General features: G+C 72.2%; 23 protein-coding genes. 11 read left to right on the forward strand and 12 right to left on the reverse strand.

Features of this window, described 5'->3' with window-relative positions:
• Window positions 1-6 precede the first annotated feature (6 nt).
• Together SLW56_RS12795 and SLW56_RS12800 are read left to right on the forward strand one after the other, a co-directional pair.
• Window positions 7-1,119 (forward strand): glycosyltransferase, encoded by a 1,113-nt coding sequence (locus SLW56_RS12795; RefSeq protein WP_320694949.1) that lies wholly within the window; start codon window positions 7-9, stop codon window positions 1,117-1,119.
• Window positions 1,100-2,455 carry an O-antigen ligase gene (locus SLW56_RS12800; protein ID WP_320694950.1) on the forward strand — a complete coding sequence of 452 codons (1,356 nt, stop codon included), beginning with the start codon at window positions 1,100-1,102 and terminating at the stop codon, window positions 2,453-2,455. The genes SLW56_RS12795 and SLW56_RS12800 overlap by 20 nt, the downstream gene beginning before the upstream one ends.
• A 4-nt stretch (window positions 2,456-2,459) precedes the next feature.
• Here SLW56_RS12800 and SLW56_RS12805 read toward each other — a convergent pair whose 3' ends face one another.
• On the reverse strand, window positions 2,460-3,401 hold the full coding sequence (locus SLW56_RS12805) for an LpxL/LpxP family Kdo(2)-lipid IV(A) lauroyl/palmitoleoyl acyltransferase (RefSeq protein ID WP_320694951.1): 942 nt from the start codon (window positions 3,399-3,401) through the stop codon (window positions 2,460-2,462).
• A 103-nt stretch (window positions 3,402-3,504) separates the two neighbouring features.
• On the opposite strand from SLW56_RS12805, the gene waaA reads away from it, so the two are divergent.
• On the forward strand, window positions 3,505-4,824 hold the full coding sequence (waaA, locus tag SLW56_RS12810) for a lipid IV(A) 3-deoxy-D-manno-octulosonic acid transferase (RefSeq protein WP_152235858.1): 1,320 nt from the start codon (window positions 3,505-3,507) through the stop codon (window positions 4,822-4,824).
• Between the two features lie 302 nt (window positions 4,825-5,126).
• Here the strand turns inward: waaA and SLW56_RS12815 are convergent, their stop codons facing one another.
• The 3 genes from SLW56_RS12815 to SLW56_RS12825 form a co-directional block, all read right to left on the reverse strand.
• Window positions 5,127-6,494 (reverse strand): TolC family outer membrane protein, encoded by a 1,368-nt coding sequence (locus SLW56_RS12815; protein ID WP_017911135.1) that lies wholly within the window; start codon window positions 6,492-6,494, stop codon window positions 5,127-5,129.
• 18 nt (window positions 6,495-6,512) lie between these two features.
• A complete protein-coding gene (locus SLW56_RS12820; protein WP_010344493.1) occupies window positions 6,513-7,172 on the reverse strand; it encodes a protein-L-isoaspartate O-methyltransferase in 660 nt (219 codons plus the stop codon).
• A 134-nt stretch (window positions 7,173-7,306) separates the two neighbouring features.
• Complete coding sequence (locus SLW56_RS12825; protein WP_026143842.1) at window positions 7,307-7,969, reverse strand: TetR/AcrR family transcriptional regulator; 663 nt, start codon at window positions 7,967-7,969, stop codon at window positions 7,307-7,309.
• Window positions 7,970-8,186: 217 nt separating this feature from the next.
• Between SLW56_RS12825 and SLW56_RS12830 the strand changes: the two genes are divergently transcribed.
• From SLW56_RS12830 to SLW56_RS12865, 8 genes are all read left to right on the forward strand, one after another.
• Window positions 8,187-8,843, forward strand: coding sequence for a thermostable hemolysin (locus tag SLW56_RS12830; protein ID WP_043094822.1), 657 nt, complete (start codon window positions 8,187-8,189; stop codon window positions 8,841-8,843).
• Window positions 8,840-10,333, forward strand: a complete 1,494-nt coding sequence (locus SLW56_RS12835; protein ID WP_320694952.1) for an AMP-binding protein — start codon at window positions 8,840-8,842, stop codon at window positions 10,331-10,333. The genes SLW56_RS12830 and SLW56_RS12835 overlap by 4 nt, the downstream gene beginning before the upstream one ends.
• Complete coding sequence (locus tag SLW56_RS12840; RefSeq protein WP_043094824.1) at window positions 10,330-11,007, forward strand: iron-containing redox enzyme family protein; 678 nt, start codon at window positions 10,330-10,332, stop codon at window positions 11,005-11,007. The genes SLW56_RS12835 and SLW56_RS12840 overlap by 4 nt, the downstream gene beginning before the upstream one ends.
• Window positions 11,007-11,825, forward strand: coding sequence for an SDR family oxidoreductase (locus tag SLW56_RS12845; RefSeq protein WP_017917188.1), 819 nt, complete (start codon window positions 11,007-11,009; stop codon window positions 11,823-11,825). The genes SLW56_RS12840 and SLW56_RS12845 overlap by 1 nt, the downstream gene beginning before the upstream one ends.
• Before the next feature lie 8 nt (window positions 11,826-11,833).
• Window positions 11,834-12,478, forward strand: a complete 645-nt coding sequence (locus SLW56_RS12850) for a tetratricopeptide repeat protein (protein WP_267084222.1) — start codon at window positions 11,834-11,836, stop codon at window positions 12,476-12,478.
• 21 nt (window positions 12,479-12,499) lie between these two features.
• Window positions 12,500-13,177: a response regulator transcription factor gene (locus SLW56_RS12855; protein WP_010344484.1), complete on the forward strand. Its 678-nt coding sequence runs from the start codon at window positions 12,500-12,502 to the stop codon at window positions 13,175-13,177.
• A complete protein-coding gene (locus SLW56_RS12860; RefSeq protein ID WP_232764321.1) occupies window positions 13,174-14,571 on the forward strand; it encodes an ATP-binding protein in 1,398 nt (465 codons plus the stop codon). Before SLW56_RS12855 ends, SLW56_RS12860 begins: the two co-directional genes overlap by 4 nt.
• A 114-nt stretch (window positions 14,572-14,685) precedes the next feature.
• Window positions 14,686-17,691 (forward strand): diguanylate cyclase, encoded by a 3,006-nt coding sequence (locus tag SLW56_RS12865; RefSeq protein ID WP_320694953.1) that lies wholly within the window; start codon window positions 14,686-14,688, stop codon window positions 17,689-17,691.
• A gap of 178 nt (window positions 17,692-17,869) precedes the next feature.
• Here SLW56_RS12865 and leuB read toward each other — a convergent pair whose 3' ends face one another.
• From leuB to ilvG, 8 genes are all read right to left on the reverse strand, one after another.
• Window positions 17,870-18,931 (reverse strand): 3-isopropylmalate dehydrogenase, encoded by a 1,062-nt coding sequence (gene leuB / locus SLW56_RS12870; RefSeq protein ID WP_150410666.1) that lies wholly within the window; start codon window positions 18,929-18,931, stop codon window positions 17,870-17,872.
• Complete coding sequence (gene leuD / locus SLW56_RS12875; protein ID WP_017914017.1) at window positions 18,921-19,499, reverse strand: 3-isopropylmalate dehydratase small subunit; 579 nt, start codon at window positions 19,497-19,499, stop codon at window positions 18,921-18,923. The genes leuB and leuD overlap by 11 nt, the downstream gene beginning before the upstream one ends.
• Window positions 19,499-19,678: a hypothetical protein gene (locus SLW56_RS12880; protein WP_267092772.1), complete on the reverse strand. Its 180-nt coding sequence runs from the start codon at window positions 19,676-19,678 to the stop codon at window positions 19,499-19,501. Before SLW56_RS12880 ends, leuD begins: the two co-directional genes overlap by 1 nt.
• Complete coding sequence (gene leuC, locus SLW56_RS12885; protein WP_295941586.1) at window positions 19,678-21,093, reverse strand: 3-isopropylmalate dehydratase large subunit; 1,416 nt, start codon at window positions 21,091-21,093, stop codon at window positions 19,678-19,680. Before leuC ends, SLW56_RS12880 begins: the two co-directional genes overlap by 1 nt.
• 84 nt (window positions 21,094-21,177) lie before the next feature.
• The gene (locus SLW56_RS12890) at window positions 21,178-22,734 is read right to left on the reverse strand and encodes a 2-isopropylmalate synthase (RefSeq protein WP_026144683.1); all 1,557 of its coding nucleotides are present in this window, start codon (window positions 22,732-22,734) and stop codon (window positions 21,178-21,180) included.
• A complete protein-coding gene (locus SLW56_RS12895) occupies window positions 22,731-23,831 on the reverse strand; it encodes a threonine dehydratase (protein WP_152235849.1) in 1,101 nt (366 codons plus the stop codon). Before SLW56_RS12895 ends, SLW56_RS12890 begins: the two co-directional genes overlap by 4 nt.
• Window positions 23,832-24,008: 177 nt before the next feature.
• Window positions 24,009-24,257: an ACT domain-containing protein gene (locus tag SLW56_RS12900; RefSeq protein ID WP_017910519.1), complete on the reverse strand. Its 249-nt coding sequence runs from the start codon at window positions 24,255-24,257 to the stop codon at window positions 24,009-24,011.
• Window positions 24,241-25,962, reverse strand: coding sequence for an acetolactate synthase 2 catalytic subunit (gene ilvG, locus SLW56_RS12905; protein WP_017911171.1), 1,722 nt, complete (start codon window positions 25,960-25,962; stop codon window positions 24,241-24,243). The genes SLW56_RS12900 and ilvG overlap by 17 nt, the downstream gene beginning before the upstream one ends.

The following is a 25,962-nucleotide window of genomic DNA, read 5'->3' on the forward strand; positions in this document are numbered from 1 at the left end:
GGTTCGATGCACCGCCTGACCGTGGTGCAGCTGCTGCCGGCGCTGGAGTCCGGCGGCGTCGAGCGGTCCACCCTGGAAATCGCCCAGGCCCTGGTCGAGGCCGGGCATCGCGCCGTGGTCGTGTCGGCCGGCGGCCGGCTGCTGCCGGCGCTGGCCGCCACCGGCGCCGAACACATCGCCCTGGACATCGGCCGCAAGTCCTTGCTGACCCTGCGCCACGTGCCGGCGCTGCGGCGTCTGTTCGCGCGTGAGCGCGCCGACATCGTGCACGCGCGCTCGCGGCTGCCGGCCTGGCTGGGCTGGCGCGCGCTGCAGGGCATGCCGGCGGCGCAGCGTCCGCGCCTGATCACCACCGTGCACGGGCTCAACTCGCCGAGCCGCTACAGCGCGGTGATGACCCGCGGCGAGCGGGTCATCTGCGTGTCCGAGACGGTGCGCGCGTATGTGCTGCAGCACTATCCGCAGACCGATCCGGCGCGCCTGCGGGTGGTGCCGCGCGGTATCGATCCGGCGCAGTTCCCGCGCCGTCCCTGGCCCGATGCGCAGGCGCGGGCCAGGGCCGTCAGCCAGGCGCCGGCGTTGGCCGGGGATGGGCCGCTGCTGTTGCTGCCGGGGCGCGGCACCCGCCTGAAGGGCCACGCCGACGCGCTGCGCCTGCTGGCGGCGCTGCGCGGCGAGGGACGCGACGCGCGGCTGTGGCTGCCGGGCGCGCGCGAGGCCGGGCGCGAGGCCTACATCCGCGAACTGGAAGCCGAGGCGGCGACCCTCGGCGTGGCCGACGCGGTGGCGTTCACGCCGCCGACCGCGCGCATCGCCGACGCCTACGCCGCCAGCGACCTGGTGCTGCAGCTGTCGCGCAAGCCCGAGGCGTTCGGTCGCACCGTGGTCGAGGCGCTGGCGGTCGGGCGGCCGGTGCTGGGCTGGGCGCATGGCGGGGTCGGCGAATTGCTGGCGCAGCTGCAGCCCGCCGGCGCCGTGGCGACCTTCGACGCCGTGGCCCTGCTGGCGGCCGCGCGCACACTGCTGGCACATCCGCCGGTGCCGCCAGCGACGCTCCCCTATACGCTGCAGGCGATGCAGCGCAGCACTCTGGCGATCTATGACGAACTCCGGCCCTGACGGTTCCCTGTCCGCTTCTGCCTTGCCCGAAGTCCGCGAACGCTGGGCGCCGGTCTGGGTGCTGGTGTTCGTCGCGCTGTGGCCGGCGCCCGGCCTGGCCGCCGGGGTGCTGGCGCTGGGCGCCCTGGTCACCCTGGCGCGCCTGCTGCACAGCCGCTTCCGCGGCGGCGCGCGCCTGCTCAGCGGCCCGGCCTGGGCGCTGACCACGCTGCTGTTCCTCACCTACTGGCTGCCGCAGCCGCTGTCGGCGCTGGGCGCGGTGGACGTGCCGCTGGCGCTGCGCGAATCGGCGGTGGACCTGCGCTTCCTGCCGTTCCTGTGGCTGGTGGCGATGGCGGTGGCGACGACGCGCGGTCGCCGCACCACCTTCAACGGCCTGGCGGTGATCGCCGCGATCTGGACCGTGGATGCGCTGGCGCAGGCGTTGTGCGGCACCAGCCCGCTGTTCTGGTCGCTGGACCAGCTGAAGTGGGCGATCAGCCACCACGGCCTGTGCACGCCGCAGGAGATCGCCCTGGCCGATCGCCTCAGCGGCGTGTTCGGCCCGTGCAACCTGAAGTTCGGCCAGGTGCTGGCCAGTGTCTCGCCGTTCCTGCTGTGGCTGGCTGCGCGCCGCGGCGGTGCCTGGGGCTGGCTGATCGCGGCAGGGGCGGTCGGCGTGGTGCTGGTGCTGGCGGGATCGCGCGCGTCGTGGATCACCTTCGCGGTGCTGCTGGTGCTGTCGGGCTGGCGCCTGCTCGGTGCGCGCAAGCTGCTGGCACTGGGCGTGGCCGCGCTGCTGGTGGCGGGGGTGCTGGGCGTGGTGTCGCCGCAGGTGCACGACCGCTTCGAGCGCACCGCGCGCGCACTCAGCGGGCATCCGGCCGACCTCAACGCGGCGCTGACCGGGCGTGCGCAGATCTGGAGCGCGGCTTGGTGCATGATCCGCCAGCACCCGATCAACGGCGTCGGCGTGCGCGGCTTCCGCGAGGCCTACGTCGGGTGCGACCCGGATCCGAGCCATGCCGGGGAATGGGGGCGCGAGCCGGCCTTCCATGCCCACCAGATCGTGCTCGAGGTGCTCGCCGAGACCGGCGTGATCGGCCTGCTGCTGTGGCTGGCCGGTGCCGCGCAGGCGTGGCGCGCGTGGCGCTACGCCTCGGCGCAGGCGCGCGAGCGGGCGCGCCCGGCGATGCAGGCGCTGCTGATCACGGTGTTCCCGTTCAATACCCACCTGGCGTTCTATTCGTCGTTCTGGGGCGGGCTGACCATGCTGCTGATCGGCCTGTACGCCGGCGCCCTGCTGGCGAACGACCCCGAACCGGGCGAGCGCGCCGACGCCGCGACGCCGGGGTGAGCGCTCAGTCGCGCTCGTAGAAGTCGCTGCGGCCGCCGGGCTGGCGCTTGAAGCGGCGGTGGATCCACAGATACTGCGCCGGCGCTTCGCGCACCATCGCCTCGATGGCGGCGTTGACCCGCGCGGTGTCGGCGACCATGTCCTCCGACGGGAAGTCCTGCAGCGGCGGCGCGATGCGCAGCACGTAGTCGGCGCCTTCGCGGCGGTGGAAGTACGGCACCACCGCGCAGCCGGTCAGCCGCGCCAACTGATGGGTGGCGGTGATGGTGGCCGCGGGCATGCCGAAGAACGGCACGAACACCGTGTCCTTGCCGCGCATGTCCTGGTCCGGCGCGTACCACAGGAAACCGCCGCGCTTGAGATGGCGCACGCTGCCGCGCAGGTCCTCGTTGGCGAACATCGCGGTGGCGTAGCGCAGACGGCCGCGCTTGACCGCCCATTCGAACACCGGATTGCGGTGGCGCCGGTACATGCCGGCCAGCGGCACGTACTGGCACAGCAGCCGGCCACAGATCTCCAGGGTCATGAAGTGGCCCGACACCAGCAGCACGCCGCGGCCCTGCGCCTGCAAGGCCTGCAGGTGTTCAAGGCCCTCGATGCGGGTGCGCCGGCGGATCGCGCCGATGCCGCCCCACCAGGCGCGGGCGAATTCGAACACGCCCACGCCCAGCGCATCGAAGCTGTCGCGCAGCAGGCGTTCGCGCCAGGCATCGCTCTGCTCCGGGAAGCACAGTGTCAGGTTCACCTCGGCGGCGTGGCGGCGGGTGCCGGCCAGGCGCAGCGCCAGCCAGCCGATGCCGCGACCCAGGGCGCGCTGCAACAGCCAGGGCAGGCGCGCGGCGATCACCGCCAGGCCGAGCAGCAGCCAGGTGGGCCAGTGGCGGGGCGAGCGTGGCGGCGGTGCGGCCTGGGTGGCGGACGCGGGCGGAGTGGGGGCGGCAGACATGCGCCAAGTTTAGCCGGGCGCGCGCACGACCGCGTCGGCGTGCGCTGCGGCGCGCGTGGCGATCGTCTGCCGCCGCCTGCTTGCAACCGGCTATGCTGTCCGGATGCGCAACGATTTCATCGAGCGGCTGCTGCGCGGCCTGTACTCGGCCGTGCTCTATCTGCTGCTGCCGGTCACCGTCTATCACCTGGTCTGGCGCGGTTTCCGCGTGCGCCAGTACTTCCAGCGCTGGGACGAGCGCTACGCCTCGTATTCGCAGGCGCGCGGGCGGCCGCGGGTGTGGCTGCATGCGGTCTCGGTGGGCGAGGTCAACGTCGCCGCGCCGGTGGTCAATGCGCTGCGCGCGCAGCGCCCGGACATCCGCTGGGTGATCACCACCATCACCCCGACCGGTTCGGAGCGGGTGCGCGCGCTGTGGGGCGACGCGCTCGATCATGTGTATCTGCCCTACGACGTGCCCGGCAGCGTCGGCCGTTTCCTGCAGCACTTCCGCCCCAGCCTGGCGCTGATCCTGGAAACCGAGCTGTGGCCGAACATGCTGTTCGGCTGCCGCGACCGCGGCATTCCCGTGTACGTGCTCAATGCGCGGCTGTCGGCGCGTTCGTTGCGCGGCTACCGGCTGCTGCGGCCGTTGATCGGGCGCGCGCTGCGCACCGTCACCTGCGTGGCGGCGCAGTCGCAGGAGGATGCCGAGCGCTTCGTCGCGCTGGGCGCGCGTGCCGAGCAGGTGCGCGCGTTGGGCAACCTGAAGTTCGACATCGCCGCGCCTGCGCACTTGCCGGAGGTCGTCGCCGCGTTCCGCGAGCGCGTGCCGGCGACGCGTCCCGTGTGGATCGCCGCCAGCACCCACGACGGCGAGGAAGCGGCGGTGATCGAGATGCACCGGCAGTTGCGCCGGCAGTGGCCGGACCTGCTGCTGCTGTGGGCGCCGCGGCATCCGGAGCGCTTCGCCAAGGTCGAGGCGCTGGCGCGCGACCAGGGCTGGCGCGTGGCCACGCGCCGCCAGCAGCAGTGGCCGGGCACCGAGGATGCGGTGTTCGTGATCGATACGTTGGGCGAGCTGATGGGGTTCTATGCGTGTGCCCAGGTGGCTTTCGTCGGCGGCAGCCTGCAGCCGATCGGCGGCCACAATCTGCTGGAGCCGGCGGCGGTCGGCACGCCGTCGGTGACCGGCCCGCACCTGCATAATTTTTCCGAGATTTCGCGGCGCATGCGCGAAGCCGGGGCGGTGGCCATCTGCGAGGACGCCGGCGCCGTGTGCGCGGCGCTGCAGTCCCTGCTGGGCGATGCCGAGGCGCGCACGCGCATGGCCGAGGCCGGCTGCGCGCTGGTCGCCAACGGCCGCGGCGCGCTGCAGCGGACCCTGCAGTTGATCGCGCCGCACCTGCCGCCGTTGGCGGGCGATGCGGGCGTGGAGGACTGACGCGTCGTAGAGGTGCGCGGGCATATCCGTCGCAGCGGGTATCGCCATGACGGGCTGTTCATGGGAAGTCCCGTCGCGGCTGAAGCCGTTCCTGCGGCTCCTGCGCATGACATGCGTCGTTACTCGAGGTGCCCTGCAAGTCGCGACGCATGGCTCTCGCCATCCCTCTCCTCCCATCGCGCAGCGCGTCGGGACTAAAGTTCCTCCCACAGGAGGCTGCCGCCATTCGCCCCACGCCTCCATAAACAAAAACGGCGGACCCGAAGGCCCGCCGTTTCGGCGGCAAGCGCGTGTGCGTGCGCTTACTGCGTGCTGTTGGCGGAGTTGAGCTTGGATTCGGCGCTCTGGGTCAGCAGCGCGTTGATCGACTGCACCTCGGCCACGTCCAGCGAGCCGAGCGCCTGGCTCAGCAGCAGACGGTTCTGCAGGAAGTTGTAGCGTGCCTGCGCGTAGGCCAGCTGCGCCTGGTACAGGGTGCGCTGGTTCTGCACCACGTCCAGCACGGTGCGGGTGCCCACTTCCAGGCCGACCTGCGAGGCATCGAACGCGGCCTGCGCCGAGACCACCGCCAGGCGCCGCGCCTCGATCTCGCTGATCCCGGCCACCACCGTCTGGTAGGCGTTGCGGGTGTTGCGGTCGAGCGCGCGCTTCTGCAGTTCGTAGGTGTCCTGAGCGATGTCGCGCTGCGCCAGCGCCTGGCGCACGCCGGACTGGGTGGCGCCGCCGGCGAAGATCGGGATGTTCAAGGTCAGGCCGATGGTGTTGCTGTCGGCGCGCGGGGTGCTGCCGCTGCCGGAGACGCTGTTGCCCCAGTTCGCATCGCGGCCGGCGCTGGCCGACAGGCTCAGCGTCGGCAGGTGCCCGGCGCGTGCCGCCGAGACGCTGGCCTCGGCCGCCTGCACCTGGTACTGGTAGGACCGCAGCGACGGGTTCTTGTCCAGCGCCGAGGCGATCAGGCTGTCGATGTCGCCGCCGGTGGCCGGCAGCTGCGGACGGAAATCCTCCGGCAGGCCGCGCAGGTCGCGCACCGGCTGGCCGGTGATCTGGGTCAGCGCCTGGTACAGGTCCTGCAGCGAGTTGCGCGCATTGATCGTGTCGGCGCGGGCCTGGTCGTACTCGGCGCGGGCTTCGTGCACGTCGGTGATCGGCGCCAGGCCCACTTCCAGGCGCTTGTCGGCATAGTCGAACTGCTTCTTGGCGGCGGCTTCGTTGGTCTCGGCGGCGACCAGCGATTCGATCGCCACCAGCACGTTGAAGTAGGCCGCCGAGGTGCGCACGATCAGGTCGTCGTTGGCCGAATCCAGGGTGTAGTCGGCGGCCAGACTGCGCGCCTTCTGCGCGCGCAGGTTGGAGAACTGGGCGAAGTTGACCAGGGTCTGCTGGCCCTGCACGGCGTAGCTGCGGCTCTTGCCGGTGCCGGCCAGTTCGCCGCCGCCGCGCTCGACTTCGCTATGGTTGCGTTGCAGCGACGCGCTGCCGTTGATCTGCGGCAGCAGGGCGGCGCGCGCCTGCACTTCGCCTTCCTTGTCGTACAGCCGGGTCGATTCCGCGGAGGCCAACTGCGGGTCGCTGTTGCGGGCCATTTCGTAGACTTGCAGCAGGTCCGTGGCGTTGGCGGCCAACGGAAACAGCGCGGCGGCCAGCGCCAGGACGAGGGATCGGCGGATCATTGCGGCTTCCTTGATGGATCAGAATGTGAACTGGGGGACTGGCGCTGCGCCTCGCAGGTAGTACGCCAGGTCGGTTTCGAACAGCGATTCCGTGCGCGGCGCGCCCGCTTCGGCATGCACCAGCACCGCTTCCATGACCGGCGCGCGGCCGCGGATCGCGAACAGGCGGCCGCCGGGGCGCAGCCAGGCCAGGAACTGGGCCGGGATCTCGGTGACCGCGGCGGTGACGCAGACCACGTCGAAGCGGCGCTCGCTGTTCCAGGCGAAGGCGTCGGCGGTCTCGATGCGGACGTTGCTGCCCAGGCCGGCGGCGTCCAGGTTGGCGCGCGCAGCGGCGGCCAGGGCCGGCTCGATCTCCAGGCTGACCACTTCGCGGCCGAGCTCGCCCAGGCAGGCGCTGACGAAGCCGCTGCCGGTGCCGATCTCCAGCACGTCCTCGCCCGGCTGCAGGTCCAGGGCCTGCAGCATGCGGCCTTCGATGACCGGCTTCATCATGAACTGGCCGTGGCCCAGCGGAATCTCCAGGTCGGCGTAGGCCACGGCGCGGTGGGCCGGCGGCACGAAGGTCTCGCGCGGCAGCCGCGACAGCACGTCGAGCACGCGCAGGTCCAGCACGTCCCAGGGACGGACCTGCTGTTCCACCATTTTTTCGCGGGCTTGGGAGTAGTCGATCGTCATTTCGGGCATCCAACGCGGAGGGCCGGGCATTTTAGCCGGCACGGAGGCCGGGCGTATGCCGCAGCATCGCCGCCGGACGGTCCGGCGCGCAGTGCCGGAAGTCATCGGCCGTCGCGGACAGCCCCACGGCCGGGCTAGCGCGCCGCATAGGCACGCAGGAAGAAGTCGATGCTGGCCTCGACATGGGCGCGGATCCGCTCCTGGCTGGCGTCGCGGCACAGCCCGCACATCATCAGCGAGTACAGCTCGCCCTTGACCAGGCAGAAGAACTGCGAGGCGGCCAGGTCGAGGTCGGCGATGTCCAGCGCGCCGGCGGCGACGTGGGCCTGCAGCAGTTGCGCCAGGTGCTGCTGGGTGCGCTTGGGACCGGCATTCCAGAACATCTCGCGGACGTGGTCGTCGCCGGTGCCCGGGGTCAGCATCATGCGGTGGGTGGCCATCGCCGCCTCGCTGCTGATCATGGCGAAGAAGGCCTGGCCGATGTCCAGCAACTGGGTGCGCAGCGGTCCTTTCAGGGCGTGCCCGAACAGGTCGTCGGGCAGCAGCGCCTGGCATTGCGCGCGCACCGCCTCGGCGAACAGGGTTTCCTTGTCGCCGTAGTGGCTGTAGACGGTGAGCTTGGAGACGCCGGCGCGGGCGGCGATGCCGTCCATGCTGACCCCGCCGAAGCCCAGTTCGGTGAACATTTCCCGTGCCGCTTCCAGGATCGCGGCGCGTTTGCCCATGTCCTTGGGGCGACCGGGCCCGGCGGGACGCGAGGAGGATTTGGCGGAGGCGGCGGACGATTTGCTGACCATGGGTGGCAATACTAGACCAGTCGGTTCGATATTTATACTAGACCCGCTGGTTCATTATTGTGACGCTGCGTTCGGCGGGCGTGGGGGCCGGGCTGCGCAGTGCGCCGGCGGGCACGGGCCGCAGGGCCACGGCATCCAATGCTTTGCTTATGCGCGGCTTACATTTGCCTAACATCGGGCTCATGGTCGCCTAATCGACTGCCCCGACGATGCCGCCATGGCCATCGTCCCCCTCTCCGCTGCTTCCGGTTTCCGCTTCGCCGATCCTGTGCTGGTCGATGCCCTGCATCCCGATCGCGCGCAGGTGGAAGCCTTCATCGCCCGGGTCTACCGCGAGCGCTACGGCGCGGTCCTGCGCGGCTTTCTTCCGCACCTGCTCGCCTACCACGGCGCCGACGGTCGCCTGCAGGCCGCGCTGGGGCTGCGCTGCGCCAGCGAGGGTCCGCTGTTCGTCGAGCAGTACCTGGCGCAGCCGGCCGAGCTGGCGATCGCCGAGCGGATGCCGCGACGGGTGGTGCGCACGGAGTTGGTGGAGGTGGGCAATTTCGCCGCCGAGCACGCCGGCGACGCGCGGGCGATGATCCGCGCACTGACCTGCACTCTGCATGGTGCGGGCCTGCGCTGGGTGCTGTTCGTGGCGACCCGGCAACTGCGCAACGCCTTCGACCGCCTGCACCTGGCCACTGTGGAGCTGGGCGAGGCGCGCGGCCAGGACCTGCGCGACGATCCCAGCGACTGGGGCGACTACTACGCGGCGCAGCCGCGGCTGATGTTCGGCGACATCGCCGCCGGGCACGCCTTCCTGCAGCGCGAGGCGGAACCCCGCCACGGCGTGCTGCCCACGTTCCGCGCCTGCCTGGCGGGGGCGCCGTGAGCACGCCCGGCGTCGCCGACCTGCTGGCCGGCTTGCGCGGCGACGACGCGCGCGTGCTTTACGCCGATGGGGCGCTACGCGAGCGCGATCTGCTCGAGCGCGCACAGCGCCTGGCCGATGCGCTGCAGGGGCATGGGGTGCATTGCGTCGCCAGCCGCCTGGACAACGGCCCCGAGTGGCTGCTGCTGGACCTGGCGATCCGCCTGAACAGCGGCGTGCACGTGCCGCTGCCGACCTTCTTCAGCCCGGCGCAGGTGCAGTACGCCCTGGCCAGCAGCGGTGCGCAGGGGCTGATCGCGGCGCCGGGTCCGGCCCTGGCCGACCTCGGCGGCGAGGCGTTGCGCCTGCCGGAGCCGGGACTGGCCGGCCGGCGCCTGACGCAGGCGCCGGTGGCCCTGCCCGCCGGCACCGGCTGCATCACCTATACCTCCGGCACCACCGGCCAGCCGAAGGGCGTGTGCCTGAGCGCCGACGCGTTGCTGCAGGTCGCCGACTCGCTGGCCGACGCCGCCTCGGCGCTGGCGCCGCGCCGGCACCTGTGCCTGATGCCGCTGTCGACGCTGCTGGAGAACGTCGGCGGCCTGTACGCGCCGCTGCTGTCCGGCGCGCAGATCGCGCTGCCGTCGCTGGCCGAGATCGGCTACAGCGGCGCTGCCGGCCTGGATATCCCGACCCTGATCGCCTGCCTGCACCGCTACCAGCCGCACAGCGTGATCCTGGTGCCGCAGTTGCTGCTGGGGCTGGTCATGGCCGCCGAGCGCGGCGTGCCGCTGCCCGCCTCGTTGCGCTACCTGGCGGTCGGCGGTGGCCGCGTCGGCCCGGGCCTGCTGCGCCGTGCGGCGGCGCTGCAGTTGCCGGTGTTCGAAGGCTACGGCCTGACCGAGTGCGCCTCGGTGGTGGCCTTGAACCGGCCCGAGGCGCAGCGCCTGGGCAGCGTCGGACGGCCGCTGCCGCATGCGCGGGTGCGGGTGGTCGATGGCGAACTGCAGGTCGAGGGCGTGCGCTGCCTGGGCTACCTTGGCGCGCCCGGCCCGGCACCGGGGCCGATCGCCACCGGCGACCTGGGCCATGTCGATGCCGACGGCTTCGTGCACATCACCGGCCGCCGCAAGCATGTGTTCATCACTGCGTTCGGCCGCAACGTCTCGCCGGAGTGGGTGGAAAGCGAACTGCTGCAGCATCCGCTGATCGCCCAGGCGGTGGTGTGCGGCGAGGCGCGCGCGCACAACCTGGCGGTGCTGTGGCCGCGCCGCGCCGGCGAAGACGACGCCGCGCTGCAAGGGGCGCTGGCCGAGGTCAATGCCGGCCTGCCCGATTACGCCCGCGTCGCCGGCTTCGTGCGCGCCGCCGCGCCGTTCAGCGCCGCCGACGGTCTGCTCACCGGCAACGGCCGCCCGCGCCGCGACGCCATCCTGCAGCGCTACGCCGACGCCGTGGCGCAGCGCTACGCCGAACTCGAACCCGATCCCGCCCCAGGAGCCTTCCAATGAGTTTCCATGCCCGGCTGCTCGCCGAGACCCAGGCCGAACGCGCCGACCTGATTGCCATCCCGATCATCCAGACTGCCCTGGCCGGGCAGATCGCCGGCGCCGACTACGTCGCCTTCCTTGGCCAGGCCTATCACCACGTGCGCCATACCGTGCCCCTGCTGATGGCCTGCGGCGCGCGCCTGCCGGCACGGCTGGAGTGGCTGCGCAGCGCGGTGGCCGAGTACATCGAGGAAGAACTGGGCCACCAGGAGTGGATCCTCGACGACCTGGCCGCCTGCGGCGCCGACCGCGCCGCCGCCGCCGCCTCGATGCCATCGGCGGCGACCGAACTGATGGTGGCCTACGCCTACGACACCATCGCCCGCGGCAATCCGGTCGGCTTCTTCGGCATGGTGCTGGTGCTGGAAGGCACCAGCGTGGCGCTGGCCACGCGCGCGGCCGAGAGCATCGAGACCTCACTGGGCCTGCCGCGCAACGCCTTCAGCTACCTGCGCTCGCACGGCGACCTGGACATCGAGCATGCCGGCTTCTTCGAAGGCCTGATGGACCGGCTCGACGATGCCGACGACCAGCGCGCCGTGGTGCATGCGGCCAAGCGCTTCTACGGCCTGTACGGCGACATTTTCCGCAGCCTGCGCGCACAGCCGGCGCTGCCCATGGCGGAGGCCGCATGATGGATCTCAACGGACGCAGTGTGATTCTCACCGGCGCCAGTGGCGGCATCGGCGCCGCCCTGTGCGACGAACTGGTGGCCGCCGGTGCCTGCGTGCTGGCGGTCGGCCGCGACCCGGTGCGCCTGGCGCAGGTCGCCGGCCGGCATCCGCAGGGGCGGGTGCTGCCGCTGCCGCTGGACCTGTCCACGCCGGCGGGGCGCGCGCAGTTGCTCGCCGCCGCCGGGGCCTTGCCGATCCGTCCCTCGTTGCTGCTGATCGCGCATGCGCAGAGCGGCTTCGGCCTGTTCGCGGAGCAGTCCGAGCAGGATCTGCGGCAATTGCTCGACACCAACCTGATGGCGCCGATGTTGCTGGTGCGCGCGCTGCTGCCGTTGCTGCAGGCGCAGCCGCAGGCCACGGTGGTGGCGGTGGGCTCGACCTTCGGCAGCCTGGGGTTCCCCGGTTTCGCCGGCTACAGCGCCAGCAAGTTCGGTCTGCGCGGGCTGTTCGAGGCACTGGCGCGCGAGTACGCCGACAGCCATGTGCGTTTCCAGTACCTGGCGCCGCGCGCCACCCGCACCGCGTTCAATACCGCGCAGGTGGATGCGATGAACCAGGAGCTGAAGGTCGGCGCGGATACGCCCGAGCGGGTGGCGCGCGCGCTGCGCCAGGCGATCGAACGCGGCGACCGGCGCCTGCAGATCGGCTGGCCGGAAAAGCTCTTCGCCCGCCTCAACGGCGCCTTGCCGGGGCTGGTGGACCGCAGTTTGAAAGCGCAGTTGCCCGTGGTGCGCCGGCATGCCGCGCGCGCTCCTTCCCGATTTGGAGATGCCCGATGAACGTCCGTATGCGTGCGCTGTCGTTGTTGCTTGCGCTGTCGCCGCTGGGGGCGGCCGTCGCCGCCGCGCCGATGACGCCGGCGGTGGTCGCGGTGCGCGACCAGTGGGCCCAGGTTGCCTACCAGACGCCGAAGCCGCAGCGCCTGCAGGCCTATGCCAGCCTGGCCGCGCAGGCGGCCGCCGCCCGCCAGGCGGCGCCGCGCGATCCGGCGGCGCTGATCTGGGAGGGCATCGTGCTGTCCAGCGAAGCCGGCGAGCGCGGCGGCCTCGGTGCGCTGGGCCTGGTCAAGCGCGCCCGCAGCGATTTCGAGCAGGCGCTGGCGCTGGACCCGGCCGCCCTGAACGGCGCCGGCTGCACCAGCCTGGGCGCGCTGTACTACCAGGTGCCGGGCTGGCCGGTGGGCTTCGGCGACGACGCCAAGGCGCGCGCGCTGCTGCAGCAGGGCCTGCAGTACGACCCGGACGGCATCGACGCCAATTACTTCTACGGCGATTTCCTGCGCGCGCAGAAGGACTGGAGCGGCGCCGCGGCGGCGCTGCGCAAGGCCCTGGCGGCGCCGCCGCGGCCCGGCCGCGAGGTGGCCGACCACGGCCGCCGCCAGCAGATCCAGGCGGCGCTGCACGAGGTCGAAACGCATCTTGCCAGCCGCTGAGCGGCCGCCCACACTGCGATCATGCGCATCCTGCTGGTGGAAGACGATCTGTCGCTGGGAGAGGGCATCCGCACCGCCCTGCGCCGCGCCGCCTATTCGGTGGACTGGGTGCAGGACGGTGCCGCCGCGCTGGCCGCCATCGGCGATGGCGAGATCGACCTGGTGCTGCTGGACCTGGGGCTGCCGCGGATGGACGGGCTGGAGGTGATCCGGCGCACCCGCCAGCTCGGTGCCGACGTGCCGATCCTGGTGCTCAGCGCGCGTGAGCGGCCGGCCGACCGTGCGCTGGGCCTGGACGTGGGCGCCGACGATTACCTGGGCAAGCCCTTCGACACCACCGAACTGCTGGCGCGCACGCGTGCGCTGCTGCGGCGCAGCGCCGGCCGCGCCACGCCGCAGCTGGAGATCGGCGCGCTGCACCTGGACCCGGAGCGCCTGGCGGTGCGCTGGCGCGGCCGTGCGCTGGACCTGACCCGGCGCGAGTTCGCCCTGCTGTGGCTGCTGGCCGAGCGCCACGGCCGCGCCATCGCCCGCGATTCGATCCAGCAGCGGCTGTACGGCTGGGACGAGGATGTGGCCAGCAACGCGGTGGACGTGCACGTGCACCAGTTGCGGCGCAAGCTCGATCCGGCGCTGATCCGCACCGTGCGCGGGGTCGGCTACGCGCTCGACACCCAGGCCGCGACGGCGGCGCCATGAGTTCGATGCGGCGACGCTTGCTGGGCGGCCTGCTCGGCGTGGTGGTGCCGGTGTTCGCGCTGACCGCGCTGCTGAGCTACCGCGCCGGGCTGCAGGAGGCCGGCGAGATGTTCGATGCCAAGCTGGTGCAGTCCTCGCGCGTGTTGCTGAGCCTGGTCGACGAGCCGCTGGACGATCTGTCGCGGCTGGGCCCTGCCGGCGATGCCATCGTGATCCGCGGCTGGCATGGCCAGGCGCAGGGCGTGGGCGAGGCGCTGGCGTTTCGCACCGGGCACGCCTACGAAAGCAAACTCGCGTTCCAGGTGCGCGACCGCAATGGCCATCTGCTGCTGCGCTCGGACAGCGGGCCGACCCGGCAGCTGGCGCCGCTGCGCGCCGGTTTCGCCGACGTCACCCTGGACGGCGACCGCTGGCGCACCTTCAGCCTGCGCTCGCCGGGCGGGCGCTGGTTCCAGACCGGCGAACAGGCCGATATCCGCGAGGAACTGGCCGAGGACATCGCGCTGGGCACGGCCCTGCCGTTGCTGCTGGCCCTGCCGGTGCTGGTGGTGCTGGTGTGGCTGGTGGTGAGCTGGGCCAGCGGTGCCCTGAGCCGGGTCTCGCAGGCGATCGGCGAGCGTGACCCGCAGCGGCTGGAACCGCTGCCGCTGCAGGGCGTGCCGCGCGAGATCCTCGGCCTGGTCGCCGCGGTCAACGGACTGATGCGGCGCCTGCAGACCGCGCTGGAGCGCGAACGCCGCTTCATCGCCGATGCCGCGCACGAACTGCGCACTCCCATCGCCGCGCTGAAGGTGCACGCCGACAACCTGCGCCAGGCCCGCGACGCCGACGAGCGCAGCGAATCGCAGCGGCACCTGGACGCCAGCGTGCGCCGGGTGGAGCGGCTGGTCGCACAGTTGCTGACCCTGAGCCGGGTCGAGCCGGGGGCTGCCGCCGCGGCGCTGTCGCCGCTGGCGCTGGACGCGCTGGTGGCGTTGCAGGTGGAGGAGGCGCGCGACCAGGCCGCGCGCCGCGGCCAGCACCTGCACCTGCGCCGCAACGACCCGGCACGGCTGCCGGCCAACGAGGCGGCGCTGTCGGCGCTGGTGCGCAACCTGATCGACAACGCGCTGCGCTACGCGCCGCCGCAGGGCCAGGTCGAGGTGGCGCTGTGCGCCGGCCGTGACGGCGTCTGCTTCAGCGTCGAGGATTCCGGCCCCGGCATCCCGGCCGAGGCGCGCGAGCGGGTGTTCGCGCGCTTCCACCGCGAGCTGGGCAGTGGCGTGGAAGGCAGCGGCCTGGGCCTGGCGATCGTGCGCGAGGTGGTGACCGCGCACGGCGGCGAGGTGACCCTGGACGCCTCGCCGACCCTGGGCGGCCTGCGCGTCTGCGTGACCCTGCCGCTGCCCCCGTGAGCCAGGCCTGGGCGTCAGGAACACCCTGACATCGGCGCCGAACAGGCGGTGATAGATTAGCCATCTGCCCACAGGGGGTACCCGCGCGCCGTTGCAGGTGTGATTCGGAAAGGGATGGAACAGGGGGATCGGCGTCACGATAGTCGCGACGGCGCGCACGCGCTGTGTCGCCGCCTGGGCGTGGTGATATGCCTGCTGCTGGCGCTGTGCTGCGCCAGTGCCGCCGCGCGCGCCGAACCGGCCGCGCCGCTGACCGAGCGCGCCGTGCTCGACCGTCCGGTGATCGCGCGCTGGACCATGGAAGAGGGGCTGCCGCACAACCTGGTGCACGCGCTGGCCCAGGACCGCGACGGCATGATCTGGGTGGGAACCTGGGAAGGCGTGGCCCGCTTCGACGGCCGCGCCTTCACCGTCTTCGATCGCCAGAACACCCCGGGCATGGAGTTGTCGGGCGTGTTCGCGCTGCTCGCCGAAACCGATGGCGGCATGCTGGTCGGCACCGCCTACGACGGCGTGTTCCGCTACGCCGCCGGGCGCTGGGAGCATCTGGGCGATGCGCGCGCGCAGCGCCTGCGGGTCACCGCGATGCTGCGCGATGCCGACGGCGCGCTGTGGGTGGGCAGCGAGGACGGCCTGTTCCGGATCGAGGCCGACGGCCGCCTGGTCGATGTCGGCACCGCCGCGGGGCTGCGCCGGACCCGCATCGCTGCGCTGTTGCGCTACCGCGATGCGGTGCTGGTGGGCACCTCGCAGGGGCTGTTCCGCCTGACCGCGCACGACACGCAGGCGCAACGCTGGGGCACGGCGGCGATGCGCACCGCCTCGATCCGGCGGCTAACCCCCGACCGTCACGGCGGCCTGCTGGTGGCCAGCGACGAGGGCGTGTTCTGGCTCGGCGGCAACGGCGAGCTGCAATGGCTGCGGCGCGGCCAGCGCGTCGATGCCGCGCTGCAGGACCAGGACGGCCAGCTATGGATGAGTCTGTCCAGCGGGCAACTGTTGCGGCGCACCGCCAACGGCGCCAGCGACGAAGTCCTGTCGATCTCCGGCGTGGTCAGCCCCGCGCTGATCGAGGACCACGAGGGCCTGGTGTGGGCCGGCAGCACCGACGGGCTGTTCCGTGTCGCCAAGGGCGACGCCGGCGGCCTGACCCGCCAGGACGGGCTCGGCAGCGACTACGTGCGCGTGGTCGAGCAGAACGCCGATGGCACGATCTGGATCGGCCATGCCGCCGGCGTGGACCGCTGGGAGGGCGGCCGTATCCGCGCGGTACGGCTGAGCGAGCGGCCGGGCCGCGATCCATCGGTGCTGGCGCTGGCCGCCGCCCGCGACGGCGGCATGTGGGTGGGCACTTACGACCAGGGCGTGCTGCTGCTGTCGGCCGACGGCACGATCCGGCAACGCCTGGGCGTGGCCGCGGGCGTGCCGCGCTCCATGGTGCGCACGCTGCTGGCCGATGCCGACGGCGGCCTGTGGATCGGCGGCAACGAGGGGCTGCTGTACCGCAAGGGCGATCGCACGCGGGCCTACGGCAGCGCCGACGGCCTGCCCGGGCGACAGGTGCAGGCACTGTACCGCGACCACGCCGGCGTGCTGTGGATCGGCACCAATCAGGGCGTCGCCACGCTCGCGGGCAACGGCACGCTGCAGGCGCGGCCAAGCGGGCAGGGCTTCCCGGCGCAGAACGCCTTCGACTTCCTCGAAGATGCCGACGGTACCCTGTGGGTCGCCAGCGACCGCGGCCTGCTGCGGCTGCGCGGCGGGCAGTGGCGCATCTACGACCATAGCGTCGGTCTGCCGCGCGACAAGCTGTTCCGGCTGCTCGACGACGGCAACGGCAATCTTTGGGCGAACAGCAACCGCGGCGTGCTGCGCATCGCGCGTGCGCGGCTGGCGGAACTGGACGCGGGCCAGCGCAGCACCCTGGCGGTGGACGTGGTCGACCGCAGCGACGGCATGCCCGGCGGGCAGGGCAACGGCAGCAGCGCACCGGCCGGCTGGCGCAGCCGCGACGGTGTGCTGCTGATCCCGACCTCGGCCGGGCTGGCGCTGATCGATCCGGCCCTGCCGAGCCGGCGCAACGTGCGTGCGCCGCCGCTGGTGATCTCGCATGTACAGGTGGATGGCATGGCGCAGCCGCTGCGTGGCGAGTACCGCCTGCACGGCGGTGTCGCCCGGCTCGCGGTCGGCTATGCCGGGCTGAGCTTCCGCTCGCCGGACAAGGTGCGCTACCGCTACCGCCTGCAGGGATTCGACCTGCAGTGGGTCGATGCCGGCAGCAACGAGGAAGCCGTCTACACCAACCTGCCGTCGGGCAGCTATCGCCTGGACGTGCAGGCGATGACCAGCCCGCTGGACTGGTCGCGCAGCGAACGCATCGGCAGCGCCTCGCTGCAACTGCAACTGGTGCCGCCGTTCTGGGAGCGCTGGCCGTTCGTGGTGCTGGCGGCGCTGTGCGCGACCGGTCTGATCCTGTGGTGGTACCGCGGCCGCAGCCGTCGCTACCGGCGCCGCCAGCGCCGGCTCAACACCATCATCGCCGAGCGCACCCACGAGCTGAAGGCCAAGAACCTGGCGTTGAAGCTGGCCAATCTCGAACGCGAGGACCTGGTGCGCAAGCTCGCCTACCAGGCCGGGCACGATGCGCTGACCGGCCTGCCCAACCGGCGCACCGGCGATCCCTATCTCAACACGGCGCTGGAGCGGGCGCTGAGCGCGCGCACGCCGTTGTGCGTGGCGCTGCTGGACATCGACCACTTCAAGAAGATCAACGACGCCTACGGCCACGAGATCGGCGACGAGGTGCTGCGCCGGGTCGGCGAGGCGCTGCGCGACAGCCTCGGCGAGCAGGCGTTCGCCGCGCGCCATGGCGGCGAGGAATTCCTGCTGGTGCTGCCCGGCCTGGACCAGGAGGCGGCGCGCGCGCGCCTGGACGCGCTGCGCCTGCGCGTGGCCGACCTGGTGCTGTACGCCGACGACGGTCGCGCGGTGCGCTTCACCGCCAGCATCGGCTTCGCCTGCCTGTCGCCGGCCCTGCGCACCCGCCGCGACCTGCTGGTGAAGGCCGACAAGCACCTGTACCAGGCCAAGCGCGAAGGCCGCGATCGGGTGGTCGGCTAGGCCGCTGCCGCAACCCGGACGCAGCGCGTCGGTGGCGCGGCGACGAACGTTGCGTGGGAAGCGCGCGCAGGCGCCAGGCAGGCGCCGCGAAGCGCGTGGGGCTTTGCAGTGGGGCGTTGCGCACCGCCGCATCGCTGCGGCGGGCGGGAGACGGCCGGCGCGGGTGCGCCGCCGCGGATCAGGCCTGCAGGCGCTGCAGCACCGCCTGCGTGGCGGCTTCGGTGGAGATGCCCTGGCCGGGCGCGGCGAGATCGGCGGTGAACGCCTGCGCGTCGAGCGCGGCATCCACCGCCTGCTCGATCGCCGCCGCCTCGGCTTCCAGGCCCAGCGAGTGGCGCAGCAGCAGCGCCGCGCTGAGGATGGTCGCGTAGGGGTTGGCGATGCCCTTGCCGGCGATGTCCGGCGCCGACCCGTGGATCGGCTCGTACAGGCCGATGCGGCCGTCGCCCAGCGAGGCCGACGGCAGCAGGCCCAGCGAGCCGGCCAGCATCGAGGCTTCGTCGGTGAGGATGTCGCCGAACATGTTCTCGGTGACGATCACGTCGTACTCGCGCGGCTTGGCCAGCAGGTGCATGGCCATCGAATCGACCAACTGGTGTTCCAGGCGCACGTCCGGGAATTCCTCGCGGCCGATGCGTGCGGCGACGTCGCGCCACAGCCGCGAGGTTTCCAGCACGTTGGCCTTGTCCACCGAGACCACGTGGTTGCGGCGCTGCCGGGCCAGGCGGAACGCGCTGCGCAACACCCGTTCGATTTCCGCGACGGTGTAGCGGCACAGGTCGCTGGCGTCGCTGGCGCTGCGGGTCTTGTCGCCGAAGTAGATGCCGCCGGTCAGTTCGCGCACCACCACGATGTCCACGCCCTGCAGCAGGTGCGGCTTGATCGGAGAGGCGTCCAGCGCCGCCTTGTGCGGCTTGACCGGGCGCAGGTTGGCGAACAGGCCCAGGCCGCGGCGGATCGCCAGCAGGCCCTGTTCGGGGCGCACCTTGGCGTTGGGGTCGGACCACTTCGGCCCGCCGACCGCGCCCAGCAGCACCGCGTCGGCGCCCTGGCAGGCGGTCAGCGTCGCCGCCGGCAGCGGCTCGCCGTGGCGGTCGATGGCGATGCCGCCGATGTCGTGTTCGTGGAACTGGAAGTCGTGGCCGTGGCGCGCGGCGACGGCGCGCAGCACCGCGACCGCGGCGGCGGCGACTTCCGGACCGATGCCGTCGCCGGGCAGGACGACGATGTCAGCGTGCATGGGTGGCCTCGTAGCGTTCGATGTCGGGTTGGCGCAGCAACAGGTAACCCATCTCGTCCACGCCTTCGAGCAGGCAGGTCTGCGAGAACGCATCGAGCGGGAAGGCGTAGACGCGGCCGTCGGGCGTGCGCAGCTCGCGCGCGGCCACGTCCACGGTCAGTTCGTCGTCCGGGCGTTGCATCAGCGTCTGCACGTCGTCCTCGGCCAGCACGATCGGCAGCAGGCCGTTCTTGAGGCTGTTGTTGCGGAAGATGTCGGCGATCTCGCTGCTGACGATGGCGCGCAGGCCAAGGTCGGTCAGCGCCCACGGCGCATGCTCGCGCGAGGAGCCGCAGCCGAAGTTGCGCCCGGCTAGCAGGATCTGGCGGCCGGCGTTGTGCGCCTGGTTGAAGGCGAACTCCGGGTTCGGCGTGCCGTCGGCTTGCCAGCGCCAGTCGTTGAAGGCGTGGCGGCCGAGGCCGGCGCGTTCGGTGGTGGACAGGAACCGCGCCGGGATGATCTGGTCGGTATCGATGTTGGTCTGGCGCAGCACCACGCTGCGCGAGGTGAGGGTGGCGAAGCCGGCCATCACGGGGTCTCCTGGGAAGCGGCGGAGTCGGGGGCGGGCGCCGCGGCGTCGGCCACCGGCGGCAGCGCCGCAGGCGGCACGTGCGGCGGCAGCAGCGGCTGGTGGCGGTGCGCGAAGGCGCGGGTGGTGGTGGCGACGAAGGTCAGCGTGGCCGCGAACGCGGCGATGTGCGGCGCCATCACGCGACCTCCGCGAACAGCGCGCGCGGATCGCTGACCTGGCCGTTGACCGCCGCCCAGGCCGCAGTCAGCGGCGAGGCCAGCAGGGTGCGCGACCCCGGGCCCTGGCGGCCTTCGAAATTGCGGTTGCTGGTGCTCACCGCCAGTTGCCCCGGCGCCACCAGGTCGCCGTTCATGGCGATGCACATCGAGCAGCCGGATTCGCGCCATTCCGCACCGGCCGCGCGCACCACCTCGTGGATGCCCTCGGCCTCGGCCTGGCGCTTGACGATCTCCGAGCCTGGCACCACCAGCATGCGCACGTGCGGCGCCACCTTGCGCCCGCGCAGCACCTGCGCCACCTCGCGCATGTCGCTGAGCCGGCCGTTGGTGCAGGAGCCGACGAACACCACGTCCACCGGCGTGCCGATCAGCGCGTGCCCGGCTTCCAGGTGCATGTAGTGCAGACCCTTCTGCGCCGCCGGATCCTGCGCGGCCGGGATCGGCATGTCCACCGCGATCGCGGTGCCGGGGTGGGTGCCCCAGGTCAGGGTCGGGCGGATGTCGCGCGCGTCGATGCGCACCTCGGCGTCGAAGCGCGCGCCGGGATCGCTGCGCAGCTGCGACCAGCGCTGCACGGCGGCGTCGAAGTCGGCGCCCTTGGGGCCGCGCGGGGTGTTGGCGACCCAGTCGAAGGTGACCTGGTCCGGCGCGACCATGCCGGCGCGCGCGCCGGCCTCGATCGACATGTTGCACAGGGTCATGCGCTGCTCCATGTCCATCGCTTCGATGGTGGAGCCGCGGTATTCCAGCACGTGGCCGGTGCCGCCGTTGACCCCGATCACGCCGATGATGTGCAGGATCACGTCCTTGGCGCCGACGCCCGGCGCCAGCGGCCCGTCGACGGTGATCGCCATGGTCCTGGCCTTGCGCTGCAGCAGGCACTGGGTGGCCAGCACGTGGCCGACCTCGCTGGTGCCGATGCCGAACGCCAGCGCGCCGAACGCGCCATGCGTGGAGGTGTGGCTGTCGCCGCAGACGATGGTCATGCCGGGCTGGGTGAAGCCCTGTTCCGGCGCGATCACGTGGACGATGCCGCGGTTGTCCGAGCCCATGTCGAACAGTTCGATGCCGTAGTCGGCGCAGTTGCGCGCGAGCATGTCCACCTGCGCCTCGGAGGCCGGGGTGTAGTACGGCAGCTTGCCGTCGGCGCCGCGCGGCAGGGTCGGCGTGGAGTGGTCCATCGTCGCCTTGGTGCGGTCGGGCCGGCGCGGCGCCAGGCCGCGCGTCTTGAGTTCGGTGAAGGCCTGCGGCGAGGTCACTTCGTGGATCAGGTGCAGGTCGATGTACAGCACCGCCGGGGCGGCGGCGCTTTCGGGGACGACGACGTGCGCGTCCCACAGCTTGTCGTACAGGGTGCGGGGAGTGGCGGACATTGCGGAACTACCTGGCAGGAAAGCTGGGCGGGGAAGGGGAACGAAGGCGAGCGTGCACGAGGACGATGACCGCGCTGTGGCCGCTCAGGCCAGCGCGTCGGCCGCGGCCGGCGCGCCCTGGCGCTGGCGCAGCACGCGGTTGGCCACGTCCAGCCAGGCCAGCGCGCTGGCCTCGATGATGTCGCGGCTGGTGCCGGTGCCGTCGTACTCGACCTCGCCGTGGCGCACGCTGAGATTGGCCTCGCCGCGCGCGTCGGCGCCGATGCCGACGCTGTGCACCTGGTAGCTGTCCAGTACCAGCTGCACGCCGGTGGCGGCCGACAGTGCGGCGAACAGCGCGTCCACCGGGCCGTCGCCCTCGGCGCGCTCGCTGACCCGCTGGCCGTCCGGATCGGACAGCTCGACCTGCGCGCTGGCGCGCTGGCCGCGGTCGCTGACGGTCATCGACGACAGGCGGTAGCCCTGGCTCTCCGGCGCGTCCTGCATCATCGCCTGCAGGTCGGCGTCGTTGACCACGCGCTGCTGTTCGCACAGCGCCTTGAACGCGTCGAAGGCGATGTTCAGTTCGGCCTCGTCCAGCACGTAGCCGAGCGCACGCAGGCGCTGCTCGACCGCGGCGCGGCCGCTGTGGCGGCCCAGCACCATCTGCGAGGACTCCCAGCCCACGTCTTCCGGGCGCATGATCTCGTAGGTGCCGCGGTGGCGCAGCATGCCGTGCTGGTGGATGCCCGACTCGTGGGCGAAGGCGTTGCCGCCGACGATCGCCTTGTTGCGCTGCACCGGCATGCCGACCAGGCGCTGCAGCAACTGCGAGGTGGCGACGATGCGCGGGGTGTGGATCGCGGTGTCCAGTTCGTAGAACGCGTTGCGCACCTTCAGCGCCATCGCGATCTCTTCCAGCGCGCAGTTGCCGGCGCGCTCGCCGATGCCGTTGATGGCGCATTCCACCTGCCGCGCGCCGCCTTCCACCGCGGCCAGCGAGTTGGCCACGGCCAGGCCCAGGTCGTTGTGGCAGTGCGCGCTGAATACCACGCGGTCGGCGCCGGGGACGCTGGCGATGATCCGCGCGAACATGCCGCGGATCTCTTCCGGGGTGGTGAAGCCGACCGTGTCGGGCAGGTTGATGGTGGTGGCGCCGGCGGCGATCGCCACGCTGGCGACCTCGGCCAGGAAATCCTCCTCGGTGCGGGTGGCGTCCTCGGCCGAGAACTCCACGTCGTCCACGTACTGGCGCGCCAGCGCGACGTGCTTGCGCACCGACTCCAGCACCTGCTCGCGGGTCATGCGCAGCTTGTGCTCGCGGTGCAGCGGGCTGGTCGACAGGAACACGTGCAGGCGCGGATTGGCCGCCGCTTCCAGCGCCCGCGCCGAGGTCTCGATGTCGGCGGCCAGGCAGCGCGACAGCACCGCCAGGGTCGGGCCGCGCACTTCGCGGCCGATCAGCGCCATCGCCTCGCGGTCGGACTGCGAGCTGGCCGGGAAGCCGGTCTCGATGATGTCCACGCCCAGCTCGGCCAGGGCGCGCGCCATCACCAGCTTCTGCGGCGGGGTCATGCTGCAGCCGGGGGATTGCTCGCCGTCGCGCAGGGTGGTGTCGAAAATGCGGATGCGGGGGGTCTGGGAAGAAACGGAAGTGTTCACCAGATGGGTTCCTCTACGGCGGCGTTGGCTTGCGGATGGGGATGCGGGGACGCGGCGATGCGGGCAGGAGCGGGCGGGGCGGGACGTTGGCTACGAAGTCGCTCGGCGCTGCGGCGGCGCGGCTTGCGCGGCGGGCGCGGGCGCACCTCCGACAGCAGCGTCGCCAGCACGCCGGCGTCGATGTTGCCACCGGACACCACCGCGCACTTGCGCTTGCCGGCGACGCGGCGCCCGGCCGCCAGGGCCAGCGCGCCGGCGCCCTCGGCGATGACGTGCTCCTCCAGCGCCAGGCGGACCAGCGTTTCGCGCAGTTCCGCCTCGCGCACGATCACCACATCGTCGAGCAGGCTGGCGCACAGCCGGCGGGTGATGAACCCGGGGATTTTAACCTTGACGCCGTCGGCCAGGGTGGGCACCGGATCCACGGCGCGGACGTCGCCGCGGATCGCCCGCGCCATCGAGTCCACGCCTTCGACCTGGGCGCCGACCACGCGCACGCCCTGCGAGCGCAGCGCCAGGGCCACGCCGGAGGCCAGGCCGCCGCCGCCGATCGGCACGATCACCACGTCCGGGGCGTGCGCGGCCAGCTCGATGCCGACGGTGCCCTGGCCGGCGATCACGTCCGGGTCGTCGAAGGCGGACAGGAAGCGGTAGCCGTTCTGTTCGGCCAGCTCGCGGGCGAAGGCGAAGGCCTCGTCGTAGCTGTTGCCGTGCTGGCGCACCGTGGCGCCCCAGTGCGCGACGCCGGCGATCTTGGTCTGCGGCGCGCCATGCGGCATCACCGTGATCGCCTGCACGCCCAGGCGGTGCGCGGCCCAGGCCACGCCTTGCGCGTGGTTGCCGGCGGAGGCGCAGATCACCGCGCGCTCGTCGCCGCGTTCCAGCCCGGCCAGCAGCGCATTGAGCGCGCCGCGGACCTTGTAGGAGCCGGTGCGCTGCAGGTTTTCCAGTTTCAGCCAGACGCCGAAGCGCTCGGCGTAATGCACCGGCGTCGGCGGCAGATAGCGGCGCAGCCGCGCCTGCGCGGCCAGTACGTCGGCCACGCTGACCGCGACATGGCCTACGTCCGGGTCCTGCGGGGCGGGGATGTTAGACATGCGCTCGGGACCCGGGGCCCGGGACCCGGGACCCGGGAAAAGCGGGTTCCCGGAGAAGAGACCTCCGTGGAAGAAGACACCTCCGCGCAGTCCTGGCTTTCGCGCGTCTCGCGCTGCGCCTGACGTCCGCGGCGACCGCCACGGGTCCCGAGTCCCGGGCCCCGGGTCCCGACCGCCTCATACCACCCCATCCAGCGCGGTCACGCGCACCGATTCGCAGTCGTAGACCTTCTCCATCTGCAGGCGCAAGGTCTCGCCGGGGCGGTTGCCGTCCACCACCAGTTGCAGGTGCCAGCGGCCGGCGTCCTCGGCCACCGGTGCGCCGCTGATCGAGATCGGCGCGAAGCCGCGGCGTTCGGCCATGCCGATCGCGCGCAGCAGGGCGCCGTCGATCGGTTTCAGCACCAGGTCAAGCTGGTAACGCATGTGTCGTCTCCTGGCGCTGGGCAGCGGGATTGCTTTCCAGCATGGTGCTGTTGGCGGTATTCGGCGGCACCAGCGGCCACACGTTGGCGCGCGCGTCGATGGCCACGTGCAGCAGCGCCGGGCCCGGCTGCGCCAGCAGCTCGGCCAGCGCGTCGTCGACCTGGCCACGCGCGGTGATGCGCTTGGCCGGGATGCCGAACACCTGCGCCAGCGCGGCGAAATCCGGGTTGTCCGAGAGGTCGATCTCGCTGTAGCGCTCGGCGAAGAACAGTTCCTGCCATTGCCGCACCATGCCCAGCGAGCTGTTGTCCAGCAGCACGATCTTCACCGGCAGCTTGCAGCGGGCGATGGTGACCAGCTCCTGCACGTTCATCATGAAACTGCCGTCGCCGCTGACCAGCACCACGGTGCGGTCCGGGCAGGCGAACTGCGCGCCCATCGCCGCCGGCAGGCCGAAGCCCATGGTGCCCAGCGCGCCGCTGGTCAGGTGGTTGCGCGGGTGGTTGAAGCGGCAGTGCTGGGCGACCCACATCTGGTGCTGGCCGACGTCGCAGGCGATCACGGTGTCGGCCGGGGCCAGTTCGCTCAGCCGCTTCAGCAGGCCGGGCGCATAGATGTCCTGCCCGGGCGCGTCGTAGCGCGCGCCGAACTTCTCGCGATGGCCGACGCAGCGCGCGTGCCAGGCCTCGCAGGTGCTGGTCGCCGCGGCCAGCGCACGCAGCGCCTGCGCCACGTCGCCGGGCACGGCGATGTCGGCCTGGCGCAGCTTGGAGATCTCGCAGGCGTCGGCGTCCAGGTGGATGACCCGTGCGAACGGCGCGAACTCGGCCAGCTTGCCGGTGGCACGGTCGTCGAAGCGCGCGCCGACCACGATCAGCAGATCCGACTCCTGCACCGCCATGTTGGCGGCGCGGGTGCCGTGCATGCCGAGCATGCCCAGGTAATGCGGATGCGCGTGCGGCAATGCGCCCAGGCCGCGCAGGGTCAGCACGGTGGGGATGCGGGTGGCCTCGACGAACGCGCGGAACGCGTCCACCGCATCGCCCAGGGCGATGCCGCCGCCGCCGTAGATCACCGGCTTCTCGGCGCCGGCGATCGCCGCCAGCGCCTCGGCCAGCACCGCGTCCTGCGGCGCCGGCGGGGTCGGCACCGCCGCCGGCACGTGCGCCGGCAGATGCGCGGCATCGGCCAGCTGCACGTCCTTGGGCAGGTCGATCAGCACCGGCCCCGGCCGCCCTTCGCGGGCGATGCGGAACGCGTCGCGCAGCACCTGCGGCAGGTCGTCCACGTGCCGCACCAGGAAGCTGTGCTTGACGATCGGCAGGGTCAGGCCGAACACGTCCAGCTCCTGGAACGCGTCGGTGCCCAGCAGCGGCGTGGCGACCTGCCCGGTCAGGCAGATCATCGGCACCGAGTCGAGCATCGCATCGGCGATGCCGGTGACCAGGTTGGACGCGCCCGGGCCGGACGTGGCGACGCACACGCCGACCCGTCCGCTGGCGCGGGCGTAGCCGTTGGCGGCCAGCGCCGCGCCCTGTTCGTGGCGGACCAGGATGTGCTTGAGCTGGCTGTCTACCAGCGCGTCGTAGAACGGCATGATGGTGCCGCCCGGATAGCCGAACAGCGTGTCCACGCCTTCGGCTTCCAGGGCCTGCGTCAGCCAGCGCGCGCCGTTGCGGGGCGTGCCGTGAGCGGAGGAGTTCAT

Origin of the sequence: Xanthomonas sp. LF07-6 (genome assembly GCF_034105445.1) — a bacterium.
GTDB lineage: Bacteria > Pseudomonadota > Gammaproteobacteria > Xanthomonadales > Xanthomonadaceae > Xanthomonas_A > Xanthomonas_A sontii.